This is a genomic window from Mycobacterium montefiorense, assembly GCF_025823255.1.
Classification (GTDB): domain Bacteria; phylum Actinomycetota; class Actinomycetes; order Mycobacteriales; family Mycobacteriaceae; genus Mycobacterium; species Mycobacterium montefiorense.
In genome coordinates this window covers 1-16,869 of record NZ_JACKVL010000009.1, presented here as the reverse complement: position 1 = coordinate 16,869, position 16,869 = coordinate 1, and the positions used below count along the sequence as shown (strand labels likewise).

The 16,869-nt window shown below is 65.0% G+C and carries 21 protein-coding genes and 1 pseudogene; 5 read left to right on the top strand and 17 right to left on the bottom strand.

Going from position 1 to position 16,869, the window contains the following annotated elements:
* Positions 1–355 precede the first annotated feature (355 nt).
* The 3 genes from H7K34_RS07695 to H7K34_RS07685 are packed head-to-tail and all read left to right on the top strand — an operon-like array spanning position 356 to position 3,171.
* Positions 356–1,321, top strand: a complete 966-nt coding sequence (locus H7K34_RS07695; RefSeq protein ID WP_264061284.1) for a class I SAM-dependent methyltransferase — start codon at positions 356–358, stop codon at positions 1,319–1,321.
* Positions 1,322–2,236 (top strand): class I SAM-dependent methyltransferase, encoded by a 915-nt coding sequence (locus H7K34_RS07690; RefSeq protein WP_264061283.1) that lies wholly within the window; start codon positions 1,322–1,324, stop codon positions 2,234–2,236. It begins immediately after the preceding gene.
* Between the two features lie 20 nt (positions 2,237–2,256).
* Positions 2,257–3,171 carry a class I SAM-dependent methyltransferase gene (locus H7K34_RS07685; protein WP_264061282.1) on the top strand — a complete coding sequence of 305 codons (915 nt, stop codon included), beginning with the start codon at positions 2,257–2,259 and terminating at the stop codon, positions 3,169–3,171.
* A 3-nt stretch (positions 3,172–3,174) separates the two neighbouring features.
* Here the strand turns inward: H7K34_RS07685 and sppA are convergent.
* Positions 3,175–4,978: pseudogene (sppA, locus tag H7K34_RS07680) on the bottom strand (signal peptide peptidase SppA).
* A gap of 39 nt (positions 4,979–5,017) precedes the next feature.
* Between sppA and H7K34_RS07675 the strand changes: the two are divergent.
* Complete coding sequence (locus H7K34_RS07675) at positions 5,018–5,944, top strand: LLM class flavin-dependent oxidoreductase (RefSeq protein WP_264061281.1); 927 nt, start codon at positions 5,018–5,020, stop codon at positions 5,942–5,944.
* A gap of 61 nt (positions 5,945–6,005) precedes the next feature.
* Here H7K34_RS07675 and rplO read toward each other — a convergent pair whose 3' ends face one another.
* From rplO to H7K34_RS07610, 13 genes are all read right to left on the bottom strand, one after another.
* A complete protein-coding gene (rplO, locus tag H7K34_RS07670; RefSeq protein WP_108921138.1) occupies positions 6,006–6,449 on the bottom strand; it encodes a 50S ribosomal protein L15 in 444 nt (147 codons plus the stop codon).
* A complete protein-coding gene (gene rpmD / locus H7K34_RS07665) occupies positions 6,446–6,628 on the bottom strand; it encodes a 50S ribosomal protein L30 (RefSeq protein WP_108921139.1) in 183 nt (60 codons plus the stop codon). The genes rplO and rpmD overlap by 4 nt, the downstream gene beginning before the upstream one ends.
* On the bottom strand, positions 6,625–7,311 hold the full coding sequence (gene rpsE, locus H7K34_RS07660) for a 30S ribosomal protein S5 (RefSeq protein ID WP_264061275.1): 687 nt from the start codon (positions 7,309–7,311) through the stop codon (positions 6,625–6,627). Before rpsE ends, rpmD begins: the two co-directional genes overlap by 4 nt.
* A 22-nt stretch (positions 7,312–7,333) precedes the next feature.
* On the bottom strand, positions 7,334–7,702 hold the full coding sequence (gene rplR / locus H7K34_RS07655) for a 50S ribosomal protein L18 (protein WP_165839753.1): 369 nt from the start codon (positions 7,700–7,702) through the stop codon (positions 7,334–7,336).
* Positions 7,703–7,740: 38 nt separating this feature from the next.
* Complete coding sequence (gene rplF / locus H7K34_RS07650) at positions 7,741–8,280, bottom strand: 50S ribosomal protein L6 (protein WP_108921142.1); 540 nt, start codon at positions 8,278–8,280, stop codon at positions 7,741–7,743.
* Between the two features lie 10 nt (positions 8,281–8,290).
* Entirely contained in the window at positions 8,291–8,689 is a 399-nt protein-coding gene (rpsH, locus tag H7K34_RS07645; protein WP_108921143.1) for a 30S ribosomal protein S8, read from the bottom strand.
* An 85-nt stretch (positions 8,690–8,774) separates the two neighbouring features.
* The gene (locus H7K34_RS07640; protein WP_108921144.1) at positions 8,775–8,960 is read right to left on the bottom strand and encodes a type Z 30S ribosomal protein S14; all 186 of its coding nucleotides are present in this window, start codon (positions 8,958–8,960) and stop codon (positions 8,775–8,777) included.
* A 4-nt stretch (positions 8,961–8,964) separates the two neighbouring features.
* Positions 8,965–9,528, bottom strand: coding sequence for a 50S ribosomal protein L5 (rplE, locus tag H7K34_RS07635; protein ID WP_108921145.1), 564 nt, complete (start codon positions 9,526–9,528; stop codon positions 8,965–8,967).
* Positions 9,528–9,845: a 50S ribosomal protein L24 gene (gene rplX / locus H7K34_RS07630; protein ID WP_108921146.1), complete on the bottom strand. Its 318-nt coding sequence runs from the start codon at positions 9,843–9,845 to the stop codon at positions 9,528–9,530. The genes rplE and rplX overlap by 1 nt, the downstream gene beginning before the upstream one ends.
* A complete protein-coding gene (gene rplN / locus H7K34_RS07625) occupies positions 9,846–10,214 on the bottom strand; it encodes a 50S ribosomal protein L14 (protein ID WP_067122526.1) in 369 nt (122 codons plus the stop codon). It abuts the gene before it with no gap.
* 253 nt (positions 10,215–10,467) lie between these two features.
* On the bottom strand, positions 10,468–11,421 hold the full coding sequence (locus tag H7K34_RS07620; protein WP_264061272.1) for a DUF4436 domain-containing protein: 954 nt from the start codon (positions 11,419–11,421) through the stop codon (positions 10,468–10,470).
* 135 nt (positions 11,422–11,556) lie between these two features.
* Positions 11,557–12,456, bottom strand: coding sequence for a formylglycine-generating enzyme family protein (locus tag H7K34_RS07615; RefSeq protein WP_264061271.1), 900 nt, complete (start codon positions 12,454–12,456; stop codon positions 11,557–11,559).
* 43 nt (positions 12,457–12,499) lie between these two features.
* On the bottom strand, positions 12,500–13,399 hold the full coding sequence (locus H7K34_RS07610; RefSeq protein ID WP_264061267.1) for a DUF4436 domain-containing protein: 900 nt from the start codon (positions 13,397–13,399) through the stop codon (positions 12,500–12,502).
* Positions 13,400–13,883: 484 nt separating this feature from the next.
* On the opposite strand from H7K34_RS07610, the gene pstS reads away from it, so the two are divergent.
* Complete coding sequence (gene pstS / locus H7K34_RS07605; protein ID WP_264061265.1) at positions 13,884–15,011, top strand: phosphate ABC transporter substrate-binding protein PstS; 1,128 nt, start codon at positions 13,884–13,886, stop codon at positions 15,009–15,011.
* Positions 15,012–15,024: 13 nt separating this feature from the next.
* On the opposite strand, the gene H7K34_RS07600 is transcribed toward pstS, so the two are convergent.
* From H7K34_RS07600 to H7K34_RS07590, 3 genes are all read right to left on the bottom strand, one after another.
* Positions 15,025–15,951: a DUF4436 domain-containing protein gene (locus tag H7K34_RS07600; RefSeq protein ID WP_264061262.1), complete on the bottom strand. Its 927-nt coding sequence runs from the start codon at positions 15,949–15,951 to the stop codon at positions 15,025–15,027.
* A gap of 86 nt (positions 15,952–16,037) precedes the next feature.
* Positions 16,038–16,562, bottom strand: coding sequence for a hypothetical protein (locus H7K34_RS07595; RefSeq protein ID WP_264061261.1), 525 nt, complete (start codon positions 16,560–16,562; stop codon positions 16,038–16,040).
* A gap of 172 nt (positions 16,563–16,734) precedes the next feature.
* A partial coding sequence (locus H7K34_RS07590) for a hypothetical protein (protein ID WP_264061564.1) occupies positions 16,735–16,869 on the bottom strand: 135 nt, incomplete at its 5' end.

Sequence of the window (16,869 nt, the reverse complement as noted above, 5' to 3'; positions counted from 1 at the left end):
GCAGCGCAACGCATTGCAATGCCCGGGTTGGTCTCGCCGTCGGTGAAGCTCCAGCACATGCTGCAATCGCCGCTTTCACACGCGGGACACGTCGGCGACCACCTCGTGACCATTACCCGCGGAAAAGAGCAGAAGCCGCCCATCACGTTGTCGGCGTCACGCGGCCAATTGCCTGGCCAGAGCCGCTCCCAGCCCGATGGAAGCGCCCGTGATAAGCACCCGTTTCCCGGCCGCCATGTACGCCATCCGTCAAGGTTGTCCCCAATCGGGGGAAGCGTACAGTGGTGGAAGCTTGTTATATTGGCTAAGTATTAACGAAGGCACGCTAAATAGATCCGATTAAGGGGACCCTCATATGACTTCCACCAGCTCCACCAGATACGAGGGCGACACCTGGGATCTGGCATCCAGCGTCGGGGTGACCGCCACCATGGTCGCGGCCGCCCGCGCGATCGCATCCCGAACCGATCGCCCGCTGATCAACGACCCATTCGCCGAACCGCTGGTCAAAGCCGTCGGCGTGGACCTGCTCTCCCGTCTAGCCAGCGGCGAACTGGACCCTGCCGAGCTCAATGACGTCCACGACGGCACATCGGGCTCGGCCGGGGCGATGTCACGCATGGCCGACAACATGGCGGTGCGGACCAAGTTCTTCGACGAGTTCTTCACCGACGCGACGAACGCCGGAATCAAACAGGCAGTGATCCTGGCGTCCGGGCTCGACTCTCGCGCCTACCGGTTGGCCTGGCCCGCGGGCACCGTGGTCTACGAAGTCGACCAGCCGCAGGTCATCGAATTCAAGACCCGAGCCCTGTCCGACCTGGGTGCCGCACCGACCGCCGACCGACGCGTGGTGGCCATCGATCTGCGCGACGACTGGCCCACCGCACTGCGCGCCGCCGGCTTCAACGCGACCCAGCCCGCGGCATTCAGCGCCGAGGGGCTGCTCGGCTACCTGCCGCCAGAAGCCCAGGACCGTCTGCTGGACACCATCACCGCCCTGTCCGCGCCGGGCAGCCGGCTGGCCACCGAGAGCGCGCCCAATCCCGAGCCCGGCGAACAGGACAAGCTCAGGGAGCGCATGCAGGCCATCACCGAACGCTGGCGTGCACACGGCTTCGATCTCGACATGGCGGGGCTGGTCTACCTCGGCGACCGCAACGAGGCGGTTGGATATCTGGCCGATCGCGGGTGGCGCCTGGCCAGCAGCAGCATCCGGGAGTTGTTCGCGGACAACGGACTTGACCCATTCGAGGATGACGACATACGGATGGGCGAGATGCTCTACACCAGCGGCACCCTGGACAAGAAAGCGAAATAGATGACCGCCGAGACAGGACGCACCGAAGGCGACAGCTGGGACCTGGCCAACAGCGTGGGAGCGACGGCCACCATGGTCGCCGCATCCCGCGCCGTGGCATCACAGGGACCCAATCCGCTGCTTGACGACCCACTGGCCGATCCGCTTGTCCGGGCCGTCGGGCTGGACCCCTTCATCCGCATCATCGACGGGGAGATCGACCTCGAGGACGACGCGCTGCTGAACCGCACGGCCCGGACACATCAGATCGCCGTGCGAACCAGGTTTTTCGACGAGTTCTTCACCGGCGCGACGAAGACGGGCATCAAGCAGGCGGTGATCCTGGCATCCGGCCTGGACACCCGGGCATACCGATTGCCATGGCCGGCGGGCACCGTGGTCTACGAGATCGACCAGCCGCAGGTCATTGCGTTCAAAACCGACACGCTGGCCGCCATCGGCGCCGCCCCGACCGCCGACCGCCGCACAATCAGCATCGACCTGCGGGACGACTGGCCCGCGGCGTTGCGGGAGGCCGGTTTTGACGTCACCGCGCCCACCGCGTGGAGTGCCGAAGGGCTGCTGCCCTATCTGCCGCCCGAAGCTCAGGACCGGCTGTTCGACAACGTCACCGCGCTGTCCGCGCCGGGCAGCCGGCTGGCCACCGAGCACGTCCCGGACCCCAACGCTTTCTCCGACGAGCGTTTGCAGCGCATCAGCGAGCGGTGGCAGAGCTTCGGGTTCAACCTCAACGCCGCCGACCTGTTCTACCGCGGCGAGCGCAACATCGTGGTCGACTACCTGAGAACCCACAACTGGGAAGTCGCCGCCCACTCCGCCAAGGAGCTATACGCACGCAACGGGTTCGAGTTCCCTGAGAACGAACTGACCGAAGCCTTCGGCGACATAAGCTATGTCGCCGCGACGCTCAAATAGGGCTTGGCTAGGGTCGTCACATGCCTCGCGCGCACGACGATAATTGGGATCTGGCGTCCAGCGTGGGCGCGACCGCAACGATGGTCGCGACCGGACGCGCCATGGCGACGAAGGACCCCCGCGGTTTGATCAACGACCCGTTCGCCGAACCACTGGTGCGCGCGGTCGGGGTGGATTTCTTCACCAAGATGATGGACGGTGAACTCGACCTCTCGGCCATCGAAAACGCCACGCCGATCCGCATGCGGGCGATGATCGACGGAATGGCGGTGCGCACCAAGTATTTCGACGACTATTTCCACAGCGCCACCGCCGGCGGGGTGCGCCAGGTCGTGATCCTCGCGTCCGGATTGGACTCACGCGCCTACCGGTTGCCGTGGCCCGTCGAGACGATGGTGTACGAGATCGACCAGCCGCAGGTAATCGATTTCAAGACAACCACTTTGGCCGGTATCGGGGCCCAACCCACCGCCACCCGGCGCACCATCCCGATCGACCTGCGCCAGGACTGGCCGGCGGCCCTGCAGTCCGCCGGATTCGACGCCGGCATGCCGACCGCCTGGTTGGCCGAAGGTCTGCTGATCTACCTGCCGCCGGAGGCCCAAGACCGGTTGTTCGACAACATCACCACACTGTCCGCGCCGGGCAGCACGATTGCCACCGAATTCGTGCCGGGCATAGTGGATTTCGACGCCGACCGGGTGCGGGAGATGTCGGGCTCCTTCAAGGATCACGGCGTCGACATCGATATGGCATCGCTGGTCTACGCCGGGCAACGCAACCACGTCGTCGACTATCTTCACACCAAGAGCTGGACCGTCGAGGGCATCACGCGCACCGAACTGTTCAAGCAGCACCACATAGATGTCCCACCGCCGGAAAACGACGACCCACTCGGCGAGATCATCTTCATCAGCGGCCGGCTCACCGGCTGACGATTAGAAGCGCGACTCCCCCAGCCACAGCACACTGGCCCCGCTGACCGCCTGCTCGAGGTTTTGCACGATCGCGGCAACCGAACGGCCGAGCAGTGCGCCCAGCGCATCCGGCAGCGACGCGGCGGCCGGTTGCGAGGACGCCCGTGGGCGCACCAGCGCAAGCAACGACGATCCCGGATAACTGGCGACCCGGACTTCGGCGTCCTCGTCCAAGCCGGCCAGGACTTTGGCCCGGCGCACCGCGGTCCGAAAGCCCCCGAGCTCGTCGACCAGGCCACGCTCGAGAGCGTCGGCACCGGTCCACACCCTTCCCTGCGCAACGGCGTCCACGGCTTCGGTACTCAGGTTGCGGCCTTGCGCCACCCGCTGCACGAAGTCGGCGTAGATCAAGTCCGCCTCGGCCTCACGATCGGCGCGCTGCTGCGCCGTGAACGGCACATCGTTCGACCACGCGTCGGCATTGGCGTTGGTGCGCACCACATCTGACACGACCCCGAAGCGTTCCTTGAGATCCCGGAACACCAGCTTCCCGGTGATCACACCGATCGAGCCGGTGATAGTCGCCGGGTTGGCGACGATCACGTCGGCGGCGATCGCGGCATAGTAGCCGCCGGAGGCGGCCACCGAGCCCATCGATGCCACCACGGGCTTGCCGCTGTTCGCGGGCCCGTGCCACCTCGCGCCAGATGGTCTCCGACGCCGTGACCGAGCCGCCAGGGCTGTCGATCCGCAGCACGATCGCCGACACCGACTCGTCGGCCGCCGCCTCCCGCAGGGCCGCCGCGATCGTGTCACCGCCGACGCTCGAATTGCCGAACGGCAGGAACTGGGGTCCGCCGCGCCCGCTGACAATCGGCCCCTGCAGGGTGATCACCGCGAAGGTGGGCTTGGAGCGGCGACCGGGAATCGGCGGCGCCGACGGCACCAGCCGCGATCGGGCCGCCGCGGCGTAGCGCGTCAAATTGAGTCGGGGCGCAAGCTTTTCCGGGTCGGCCTCGCCGTCGCCATCGTCTACCGAAACACCTTCCACACCAATCAATTCCGCGATTCGGGTGTGGGCTTGGTCCCGAAAGCCGATGCGGTCGACCAGGCCGGCGGCCACGGCATCGTCACGCAGCAGCGGAGCCCGGTCGGCCAGCGCGTCGAGCGCAGCGGAATCGATGTTGCGCGATCCCGCGATCGCGTGCCACACCTGGTCTTGCAGGCTTTCCAACATCCGGGTGACGGCTTCGCGATGGGCTTCGGTGAAGCCCTCTTCGGTGAAAGTGTTTGCCGCGGACTTGTACTCGCCTCTGGCGACGAACTCGGCGTCGATTCCCGCCTTGTCCAGCGCGGTGCGCAAGAAGGTCGCGTTACTCGCGAAGCCGATCAGCCCGACGCTTCCTGAGGGCTGCATCCAGACCTCGCTGAACGCCGAAGCCAGGTAGTAGGACAGCGTGCCCGGATAGGTCTCGGCCCAGGCCAGTGACGGCTTGACCGCGCTGAACGCCGCGATCGCCTCGCGCAGCTCCTGAACGGCCGCCGGCGGCGAGGCCGCGAGCTGCACGCGGGCGATCAGCCCGGCGACCCTGGGGTCCTCGGCGGCGCGGTGGATCGCGGCAACGGCCTCGCGCAGGCGCATCGGTCGCTCCGCCCCGGTGACCAGCGCCATCGGGTCGAAGCCCGCGGTCTCGGGCGGCACCGACCGCAGGTTGAATTCGAGCACGCAGCCGTTGGGCACGCCGTGGTGGCGGACCGTATCGACGCGGCCGGCCAGGGCACGCACGTCGTCGACACCGGGCACCGAAGGCAGAAAGGCGAACATGCTCTGCAGCGTACCGATTGACGGCCGTAGGGTGAGGTCGTGAGGTTCTCGATCGCTATCCCGCAATTCGACTACAGCGACTTCGACGCGGCCGGGCTGCGCTCCTACGTGGAGCGCGCCGAGGAACTCGGATTCGAAGGAATCTGGACGCTCGAGCAGACCATCGGCCGGGCGCCACTGCTGGCGCCGTTGGAGCTGCTTTCTTTTTGCGCGGCGTACACGAAGCGACTGCGGCTGGGGGTGGCCGTACTAGTCACCTCGCAGCACGAGCCACTTCAGTTGGCCTCGGCGGTAACGACGGTCGACCGAATCAGCCGCGGCCGGCTCGACATCGGTGTCGCACCGGGCCGAGGCGGCCCCACGCTCGCCGCATTCGGCGTCGAAAAAGACACCTTCATCTCGTATTTCACCGAGGGCCTGAAACTGATGAAGACGGCCTGGTCCGACGAGCCGACCCTGACCTTTCACGGCCGGTTCCGCCACTTCGACGACCTCCCGTTTGCGGACAAGCCGGTGCAGCGCCCACACCCGCCGATCTGGTTCGGCGGCATGGCCCCCAAGGCCCTGGCCCGAGCGGTGCGCCTCGGTGACGCCTTCATGGGCGCGGGCGCGTCGGGCACCGAAGCCTTCGCCGGAGCCGTCCCGATCGTCCGCCGCGAACTCGCCGAGCAGGGAAAGGACCCGGCACACTTCCCGATCGGCAAACGGGTCTACTTGATGATCGACGACGACGCGGCCCGCGCTCGCGAGCGGGTGCTCGACGGGCTGGGCCGGCTCTACGGCGAGATGCCCGGCATCGAATCGTTTCCGGTGTCGGGCACACCCGACGACGTCGCCCGCGGCCTCAAAGAGGTGATCGACGCCGGCGCCGAGATCCTGCTGCTCAATCCCCTCGGCCTCGACGTTGCGGAGAACCGTGAGCAGATGGAACGCCTTGCCGCGGAAGTGATCCCACAGCTGGGTTAGCTCAGTTGCCAGCGCCGAAGGGCGTCCCGCGTTGATGGGCGCGGGGACTCGAGGCGAAAGGCTAGGAGAGCTCGGTGGCCGAGCCGCCCGCGGCGGTGATCTTCTCGCGGGCGCTGCCGCTGAACTTGTGCGCGGACACGTCGACCTTGACGGTCAAATCGCCGTCGCCGAGGACCTTCACCAGCGAGTTCTTGCGAACCGCGCCCTTGGCGACCAGCTCAGCGACGCCGATGGCACCGCCCTCGGGGAACAGCCGGCCGATGTCACCGACGTTGACGATCTCGTATTCGGTGCGGAACCGGTTCTTGAATCCCTTGAGCTTGGGCAGCCGCATGTGGATCGGCATCTGGCCACCTTCAAAGGTGGCCGGCACGTTCTTGCGCGCCTTGGTGCCCTTGGTACCACGGCCGGCAGTCTTACCCTTGGAGCCCTCACCGCGACCGACGCGGGTGCGCGCCGTCTTCGACCCGGGGGCCGGCTTCAGGTCGTGCAACTTAATGGTCATTTGGTCTCCTCCACCTCAACCAGGTGGCTCACCACCGCGATCAATCCGCGGGTCTGAGGGTTGTCCTCACGGACCACCGATTGGCGAATCTTTCGCAGCCCCAGGGTGCGCAGGGACTCGCGCTGCTTCCAGCGCGACCCAATCGTGCCGCGCACCTGGGTGATCTTCAGCTGGCTCATTGCTGTGCCGTTCCCTCTCGCGCGGCACTAGCGGCCAGCGCTTCACTTTCCCGTCGCGCCTTGAGCATCCCGGCGGGGGCGACATCCTCGATCGGCAGACCGCGACGCGCGGCCACCTCCTCCGGACGCTGCAGCAGCTTGAGCGCGGCAACGGTGGCGTGCACCACGTTGATCGCGTTGTCACTTCCCAGCGACTTGGCCAGAATGTCGTGCACCCCAGCGCATTCCAGCACCGCTCGTGCCGCGCCGCCGGCGATCACACCGGTACCCGGGCTGGCCGGGCGCAGCAGCACCACACCAGCGGCCGCCTCACCCTGCACCGGGTGCGTGATGGTGCCGCCGATCAGCGGGACCCGGAAGAAGCCCTTGCGCGCCTCTTCCACACCCTTGGCGATCGCGGCCGGAACTTCCTTGGCCTTGCCGTAGCCGACACCGACCATGCCGGCGCCGTCACCCACGATGACCAGAGCGGTGAAGCTGAAGCGCCGACCACCCTTGACCACCTTGGAAACACGGTTGATGGCGACGACCCGTTCCAGGTAGTTGCTCTTGTCGCCGTCCCGATCGCGGCCTCGGCCGCCGCCACCGCCATCGCGCCGACCCCGGCCGTCGCGGGAGTCGCGGGAATCGCGGCCGTCACGGCTGTTCGGGGCGCCTTGCCCCCCAGCGGACTGCTCCGCCATTATGCGGTCCTTCCAGTTGTCATCAGAATTTCAATCCGTTCTCGCGGGCGGCGTCGGCCAGCGCCGCGATCCGTCCGCCGTAGCTGTATCCGCCACGGTCGAACACCACGTTGTCGATGCCGGCAGCCTTGGCGCGCTCGGCGATCAGTTGGCCGACCCGCACGCTGCGGGATTTCTTGTCCCCGTCCACTCCACGCACGTCGGACTCGATGGACGACGCGGCAGCCACCGTGGTGCCGTTCTCGTCGTTGACCAGTTGCACGTGAATATGGCGTGCGGACCGGTTCACCACCAGCCGCGGACGCTGCTGGGTGCCCTCGATCTTCTTGCGCAACCGGGCGTGCCGACGCAGCCGGGAAACCCGGCGAGTTGCGGAAATGCTCTGCCCCACCGGCTTCCGCTCGGTAGTAGCTCGTTTCTGCGCCATGACTACTTACCTGTCTTTCCGACCTTGCGGCGGACCTGCTCACCCTCGTAGCGCACGCCCTTGCCCTTGTACGGGTCGGGGCGACGCAGGCGGCGGATGTTCGCCGAGATCTGGCCGACCTTCTGCTTGTCAATGCCGGTGACGCTGAACTTCGTCGGCGTCTCGACCGCGAACGTGATGCCCTCGGGCGCCTCGATCAACACGGGGTGGCTGTAGCCCAGAGCGAATTCGAGGTTGGAGCCCTTGAGCTGCACCCGGTAGCCGACGCCGAAGATCTCCATCTTGGTGGTGTAGCCCTGCGTGACGCCGGTGACCAGGTTGGACACCAGGGTGCGCGAAAGCCCATGCAGCGAACGGTTTTCCCGCTCGTCGTCCGGACGGTTGACCACAATGGCACCGTCTTCGCTGCGTATCACCGTGATCGGCTCGGCGACGGTCATGTCCAGGGAACCCTTGGGGCCCTTGACCGAGACCTTCTGGCCGTCGATCGTTACATCGACTCCGGCGGGAACCGGAATCGGCTTCTTACCAATGCGCGACATGGTTACCCCCTCACCACACGTACGCGAGGACTTCGCCGCCCACGCCCTGTCTGGCGGCCTGACGGTCAGTCAGCAGGCCCGAGGATGTCGAGATGATCGCGACGCCCAGCCCGCCCAGCACACGTGGCAGGCCGGTGGACTTCGCGTACACCCGCAGACCGGGCTTGGAGACCCGGCGCAGCCCCGCGATGCTGCGCTCCCGGCTGGGCCCGTACTTGAGCTGCACTACCAGCGATTTGCCGACCCGAGCATCTTCGGTCCGGAAATCAGTGATGTACCCCTCGCTCTTGAGGATCTGGGCGATGTTCGCCTTGATCTTCGAATGAGGCAGGGTCACCTCGTCGTGGTATGCCGAATTGGCGTTGCGCAGACGTGTCAAAAAGTCTGCGATCGGATCCGTCATTGTCATGACAGCGTTGGTACCTTCCTCGCGATGGTTCCCGTTAGGGGCCTGTCGCGCACCTGTTCTGGGGTGGTCTTTCGTCCTGTGCCTGTTACCAGCTGCTCTTTTGCACGCCGGGCAACTCGCCCGCGTGCGCCATTTCGCGCAGGCAGATCCTGCACAGCCCGAACTTGCGGAAGACCGCGCGCGGGCGACCGCACCTGTTGCAGCGCGTGTAGCCGCGCACCGCGAACTTCGGTTTGGCGTTGGCCTTGTTAACGAGTGCCTTCTTAGCCATCTACTCAGTTCTCCTTGAACGGAAAGCCGAGGGCCCGCAGCAGCGCTCGTCCTTCGTCGTCATTCGTCGCCGAGGTGACGACGTTGATGTCCATGCCGCGGACCCGGTCGATCTGGTCCACGTCGATCTCGTGGAACACCGACTGCTCGGCCAGACCGAAGGTGTAGTTACCGACACCGTCGAACTGCTTGGGCGAAAGCCCGCGGAAGTCACGAATACGCGGCAGCGCAATGGAAGTGAGCCGGTCGAGGAATTCCCACATCCGGTCGCCCCGCAGGGTGACCCGGGCACCGATCGGCATGCCCTCGCGCAACTTGAACTGCGCGATGGACTTGCGGGCCTTGCGGATTTCGGGCCGCTGGCCAGTGATCAGCGCGAGGTCGCTGACCGCGCCGTTGATCAATTTGGCATCCCGGGCCGCGTCGCCCACGCCCATGTTCACCACAACCTTGGTGACAGTCGGGATCTGCATGACGTTGCCATAGCCGAATTCCTTGTGCAGCGCATCCCGAATCTCGCTGCGGTAGCGCTCTTTCAGGCGCGGCTGCACCTTCTCTGCAGTGGTCATCAGATGTCCTTGCCGTTGCGCTTGGAGATACGGACGCGCTTACCTGTCTCCTCGTCGACCCGGTAACCGACGCGGGTCGGCTTACCGTCGGAGTCGACCACCATCACGTTGGAGATGGCGATCGGTGCTTCCTGAGTGACGATTCCGCCCGACTGGGCTCCGCGCTGGTTGGTCGAAACCGCGGTGTGCTTCTTGATCGCGTTGACACCCTGGACCAGCACGCGGTTGCGCTCCGGGTAAACCTTCAGCACTTTGCCTTTAGCGCCCTTGTCCTTGCCCGCGATCACCAGGACGGTGTCGTCCTTTTTGACCTTCATCTACAAAACCTCCGGGGCCAGCGAGATGATCTTCATGAATCGCTTCTCGCGCAGTTCACGCCCGACGGGCCCGAAGATGCGGGTTCCGCGTGGGTCGTTATCGGGCTTGATGATTACCGCAGCGTTCTCGTCGAACTTGATGTAACTGCCGTCGGCACGCCGACGCTCCTTGACGGTGCGCACGACGACGGCCTTGACGACGTCACCACGCTTGACGTTGCCGCCGGGGATTGCGTCCTTGACGGTGGCGACGATGACATCACCGATGCCGGCGTAGCGTCGCGACGAGCCACCGAGCACCCGGATGCACAAGATCTCCTTGGCGCCCGTGTTGTCGGCGACCTTCAGCCGCGATTCCTGCTGAATCACTCGATCTCCTGACTGAGTTCACGTTTGCACGACAGGAAACACCACAAACCTGACATGCGCGGTCTTTGTTACCGAAGGGCACGCAGAGCCTGTGACGCTTGCACGCACCGGCCGAGGTCTGCCCAAGGCAACCCCTAGAGTCTAGGTGAAGACCTGCTCAGCGCCAAATTCCGGCCCAAGCCAATCCCGGCCGCCCCGACACCGGGGCACCGGCGCACCGCCACCTACAGCGTCGACGCCGTGACCAGCGCAATCAGTCCCCTTGCCGGAGCCAGGAGAAGATGTAGAGGCTCATCGCCACCACCAAGGCGATCAGCACCCATTGCACGACGGCCTGGTCAATCCAGGACCCCGGTGGCGGCGATCCGGGCAGGATGTTGCGCAGCGGGACGATCGCGAACAGCATCGCGGCGTACCAGGTGCCGAACGGCGGCACGAATTTTCTCTTGCCCATCGCCATCGGGATGGCCACCAGCAGCGCCAGGGTCGGCAGGGTGATCAGCACGACGCAGATGAACATGTCGAAGACCAACGGCCCCTTAGCCCGCTTCATGGTGATCACCAGCTGCGCGTCGTCGAGACCGCGCGAGTTCACGTCACTGGTTTCATCGACGCGGCTGACGTCGACGTCCCAGCCATCCAGCCCGCCGGTTACTTCGACACGGGCCGGTATTTTCTTGCGGTCATCGCCGGAGCCGATGAAGGTGTCCGCCGAGATCTTTTCGGTCCTGTACGTGTCAAACGGCCAGTTGGCAGGATCACCGTGGGCCTCGATGGTGGTCTCGACCTGCGCCGGCGCCTTCCCTTTCGGGAATTGCAGATCGCCCAGGTCGTTTGTCGGATACAGGCGCACCGCGACGTCGGTGTTCAGCACGTCGAATCGCTTGTCGTACAACGAATCCGGGGGATAAACCAGCACATCGACCTTCAGCCGATTCGCGGTGGTTTTGAAATCGTCGAGGCGCAACTGCACGATCGTGTCATTGCCCCCTCCCTGGCTCAGGTCCAGCGGCGGCAGCGGGCCGGCCGATCGCTGCAGGTAGTGCACACCGAACAGCGAAAAGCCGTAGGCACCGATGACTATCGCCAGAATGAACGCGCCGAGCGAGATGCGCGGCCGGTGCCGGCCGAGATAGTCGAACAGGCTCGCTGATCTTCGCTGATCCGGCTGTGGGGGCGCCGGAGCCTGCGGAGTTTCGGTGGTCATTGATCCCGGCCAGCAACTCGCCGGCGAAGTCTGACATTCAGGGGCGACACGGGCAGATGGTAGCGAACATCCGGGGTCACCGCGCAGTGAAATCGCATGCCAGAACGGGTTTTGTCATCTGCGCGTTAGCCGCCGTTAACGTGCGGCGCCCGGTTCACGATCGGCCACGCAGCGAAACCCGATATGGGTGGTGGCGGTGTCCTGCGATTGCGGCGAACGGGCCGCCGGACGGTAGCGGTGGCAGTACTCCGGCGCGCAGAGATGCGAACCGCCCTTCAACGTCTGACTGACCGCCGGATCTGCGGGTCCCGCCGGCGCGCAACAGGCTTTCGGCGGCTGATCGAGGCGATGGTGTGCGGAAAACTCCGTGGCGGTCCACTCCCACACATTGCCGATCATGTCGTGCAGCCCAAACGCGTTGGGCGCAAACTCGCCCACCGGCGACGTTCCCACCCAGCCGAGCGCGCCGTCGTTGCGGTACGGGAAGCTGCCCTGCCAGGTGTTGGCCATCAGCTGCCCGTCGGGATTGCATTCGTCGCCCCAGGCATAGGTCGTCGTGCTCCCACCGCGGGCCGCGTACTCCCACTCGGCTTCGGTGGGCAGCCGGCGCCCGGCCCAGCGCGCGTAGGCGGCGGCGTCCGGATACGCGACCTGCACGACCGGATGATCGGCCCGGTCCGCGACACCGCTGTCCGGTCCGAACGGATGGCGCCAACTCGCCCCCGGCATCCAGTCCCACCACTGCCGCCAGTCCCGCAGGTCTACCGGGCCCGGCGTGGGTTGGAAGACCATCGCGCCCGCTGCTAGCTCGCCGGGATCGGCGCCAGGGTACAGCGCCGGGTCGATCTCCTGCTCCGCGATCGTGACATAGCCTGTGGCGTCGATGAATTCGGCAAATTGCACATTGGTCACGGGGTGCCGCTCCACTGCGAACGGGCTCACGGTCACGGTGTGGACCGGCGCCTCTTCGGGGTAGAAGCTCGTCGAGCCCATACGGAAGGTACCGCCGGGGAGGTCGACCAACTCGGTGAGCACCACCTCAGGGTAGGCAGCGCCCGCCCACGTTATGCCCCGCGCGCTACTCCGATTGCCGATACCACGTCAGCATGTACATGCCCATCGCCCCGACGAGCGCGATCAGCACCCAGATCACCAAGGCTTGGTCGATCCACGCACCCGGCGGTGGAGCCCCGGGAAGGAAGTTGCGCATCGGGATCACGGCGAACAGCATCGCGGCGAACCAGGTCACGAACGGCGGCACGAACTTCCGCTTGCCCAACGCGATTTGGATGGCCACTGCGAATGCCAAGGCCGGCAGGCTGAAAAGAACCAGGCAGATTCCCAGGTCGAAGATCAGCGGGCCCTTCGCGCGGTGCAACGTGATGATCGCGCTGTCGGGGCGCTCCGAGTCTTGGCTGGCTTCACCCACGTGCTCGACGCTGACGTCCCAGCCGTCCAGCGCACCGGTCACTTCCACTCGCGCCGGAACGTATTGACGGGCATCGCCGGTCCCGACGAGCACCTCGGCCGAAAGGGTGTCGGTGGTGTAGGCGTCGAAAGGCCAGTTATTCGGATCGCCATGTGCCTCGACCGTGGTGGCGACCTGCGCCGGCGACTTTCCGGCCGGGTATTGCAGGTCGCCCAGATCGTTCGCCGGATCCATTCGTACGGCGGTGTCGGTCTTGAGAACGTCGAGCCGTTTGTCGAACATCGAATCCTGCGGGATCACAAGAACCTTCACCGTGAGGCGGTTGGCGACGGTCTTGAGCTCCTCGAGCCGGACCAGCACCACGGTGTCGTCGGTCGCATTGAGGTCCGGCGCCTTGATCGGGGCGCCCGATCTGGCCAACAGGTGGAAGCCGAACAACGACAGACCGTACACCGCGAGGAACGCCACCAGAATGCCCACACTGAGCAGCAAGTGGCGTTTCTGCTTGGGTGGCGGAGCGGCGTGCGTTGGCGGGGATTGGGCGGTCATCGGTCACCTCCGCGGGGGACGATTGGCAACAGATTCAACATCGCCGGGCCATTACAGCTAACCGAAGGCGACACAAAGTCAGATGGTAATCAACTCGTGCCAATCATGGGTGAAATGCGATTTTTCGCAAACTGCCGTAGGCCGCCGGTACCCGCGGTCGGCGGCGCAATGGTCAATTCACCTGATATTTGTTTGCGCGTCGCTTCGATAACTGTAAATGTCGACGTGTGTCGAAAGCGGGGTGGACATGCACCCCGAAACCGGGCTCGCCGCCGACGCCGGGCGCCGTCGTGGTCGTCGCAGCCACGCGTACCAACCCGCCCGATATCTATGCTGCCGGAGACTGAGTGCACATCTGCCAGCCCCCGATCCGATTTATGCGGTCATCCCAGGTCACCGCTGCCGTGCAGCACACCGCGTCGCGAGACGTCGGTGACCGCCCACGGCCGTTTCACCATCTGCCGATACAGAGGAGGCAATCAACGTGAAGCACAACAAACCGGCTGCCGCCATAAGCGTGCTGACCGCGGCCGCATTGGTGCTCTCGGGATGCGGCAAGCCTCACACTTCCCTGTCCTACGCCAACGGATCGAGGGTGGACTGCGGCGGTAAACAAGAGATCACCGCCAGCGGTTCGACCGCACAGGCAAATGCGATGAAGCAATTCATCGACGCGTTCACGAAGGCCTGTAACGGGCAAAACCTCTCCTACACCGCAAATGCTTCGGGCGCGGGCGTCGCCGACTTCCTGGCGGGCAGGACCGATTTCGCCGGGTCCGACTTGCCGCTGTCCGGTGACCAGTACCCGGTTGCCAACCAGCGTTGCGGCGGGGCTGACGCCTGGAACCTGCCCGTGGTGTTCGGCCCGATCGGTATCACTTACAACCTCAACGCTATTGACTCGCTGGTGCTCGACGCGCCCACGCTCGCCCGGATCTTCAATGGCAGCATCACGCGCTGGGACGATCCGGCCATCACCGCGCTCAACGCCTCGATGCCGCCGGAGAATATCCACGTCGTCTACCGCGCCGACCCATCCGGCACCACCGCCCACTTCCAGGCCTACCTGCAGGCCGCGTCCGGCGGAGCCTGGGACAAGGGCACCGGCAAGATATTCAACGGGGGCGTCGGCAGCGGCGCCCATGGCAATATCGGCACTTCGGCGGAGGTGAAGAACACCGAGGGCGCGATCTCCTACAACGAGTTGTCGTTCGCTATGCAGGAGGGACTGTTCGCCGCCCAGATAAAAACCCCCGCGAGCCGGAAGTCGTTGCGCCCGGTACGCATCGGTACCGACAGCGTCGGTAAAACCATCACCAACGCCAAGATCATCGGCAAGGGTAACGACCTCGTGTTGAACACCACGTCCTTCTATAACCCCACTCAGCCGGACGTCTACCCGATCGTGATGGTCACCTACGAGATCGTCTGCTCGAAATACCCCAACGCCGACGAGGGCCAGGCGGTCAAGGCGTTCCTGCAGGCGGCCGTCGGCCCCGGCCAGGCCGACCTCGACAAAAACGGCTACATCCCGCTGCCGGCCGATTTCCAGTCACGAGTCTTCAGCGCAGTCGACGCCATTACCTCTGCGCCGATAGCGAATTCGGGCTGAGGCTTTCCGAGTTCTAGGTTTGTTTCGGCGTCTTTCGATCACGGTGCCGCCACCAGGCGGAAACGAATATCGTCATCGCGACGACCAGGCCTATCAACACCCACAGCACGACGGCCTGGTCGATCCAGGATCCGTACGGTGGATTGCCAGGCAGGATGTTGCGCAGCGGAACGATGGCGAACAGCATCGCGCCATACCAGGTGATAAACGGCGGGATGAACGATGTCCTACCCAAAGCCATCGGAATGGCCACCCACAACGCCAAGATCGGCAGGGCAATGAGCACCAGGCACACACCGACATCGAAAATCAGCGGGCCCTTAGCCCGGTGCAGCGTAATGATCACGTTGTCCATGACATTGGGATCCGCCTCGTCAGGGTCGTGAATTCGGGTGACACTGGCGTCCCAACCGTCCAGCCTTCCGGTCACTTCCACACGGGCTGGCGCCTTTTCGCGGCTCGGACCGGTTCCGGTGAACACGTCGGCGGCGATGACATCCGTTTTGTAGGAGTCGAACGGCCAGTTACCCGGATCGCCACGCGCCTCGATGGTGGTGGTGACTTGCGCCGGCGCTTTACCTACCGGGTACTGCAGGTCGCCTAGGTCGTTGTCGGGATACAGTCGCACGGCGGCGTCGGTGGTCAGTACCCCGAAGTTCTTGTCGTACAGCGAATCTTTCGGGTAGACAAGCACATTGACCGTCAGGCGATTCGCCACGGTTTTCAGCTCGCTCAGGTTCACCTGCACGACACTGTCCTCTGCCTCGACCTTGCTGAAATCCACAGCAGCAAGCGGCGGTGCCGATTTGGCCAACAGATGCACCGCAATCAGGGACAAGACGTAGACACTGATGAGCGCTACAAGAATACCGAAAGCGATCGCGATTTGGCGTCCCCGCGAATCGGGCCTCGACGGTGGCAAAGGGGTCTCAACGGTCATACAACATCACCACCACGAATTCGACGAGCAATTTGACGCCTTCCCGGCAGGCACGGGGTCAGATGCTAGCAGTCGGGCGCTGCATTTCAGGGGATAACGACGGCAAATTGCTGCATCACCGTGGATTTCGCCGCGCTGAAACCGGGCGCAGCCGCGGGCCCCTCCAGATGGATGACGACGAGAAATGCCTTGGTATTCGTCCAGATGTGGGTAATGCGGTCGGCGAAGGCGATCCCACCGGCTCCTGCCAGGCTGCCGCTGAGCAACTGGCTGCTGTAGCCGCAGAACTGAGCGGCGTCCACGCTGACTTGGACGCCCGGCTTGGCGGTGCGCAGGTCGGCGCCGTAGTGCAAGAACGCCCCACCAGGTTCGAGGTCGGTTCCGGTGATGGTCACCTTCGCCGACAAACCTTGCGGCCCACTCGCGGTCAGCGCCACATCACCGGTGCCCGCCGCCGAGTCCCAGCCCGGGGGTAACGGCACCGTGAGCCGAGGCGCCACCGGATCCGAAACCGAAGCCGAAGTCATCAGGCCGTCGCCGGTCGCCGCAGGCAAGCATGCCAGGGCATTGGGCGGAATGTGTTCGGGCAGTGTGGTCTCGACGCCAAGCACGGGCTCTGCAGGATCGGATCGGTGTGGCGACTTAGACGTCGTCACCGAGGTGGTGGCGCTGGCTCGAACGGCGTTGCCCCCCGTGGTTCTGCCACACCCTGTGACGATGCATGCCAGCACACAGATCATCCCCGCCACGGCAAGCGCGCCAGGCGTCGCTCGCAGGCAGCGTTCAGTCTCGCGAAAATGCCAGTGCAAGTTCGGATTCCACGTCCTGATAGGGCCGCCCGGACAAGTCGATAGTGACCGCAGCGATGGTGCCGCCGGTGAAGGTGAATGGGGCTTTGTAGTGGCTGGACACTGCCGA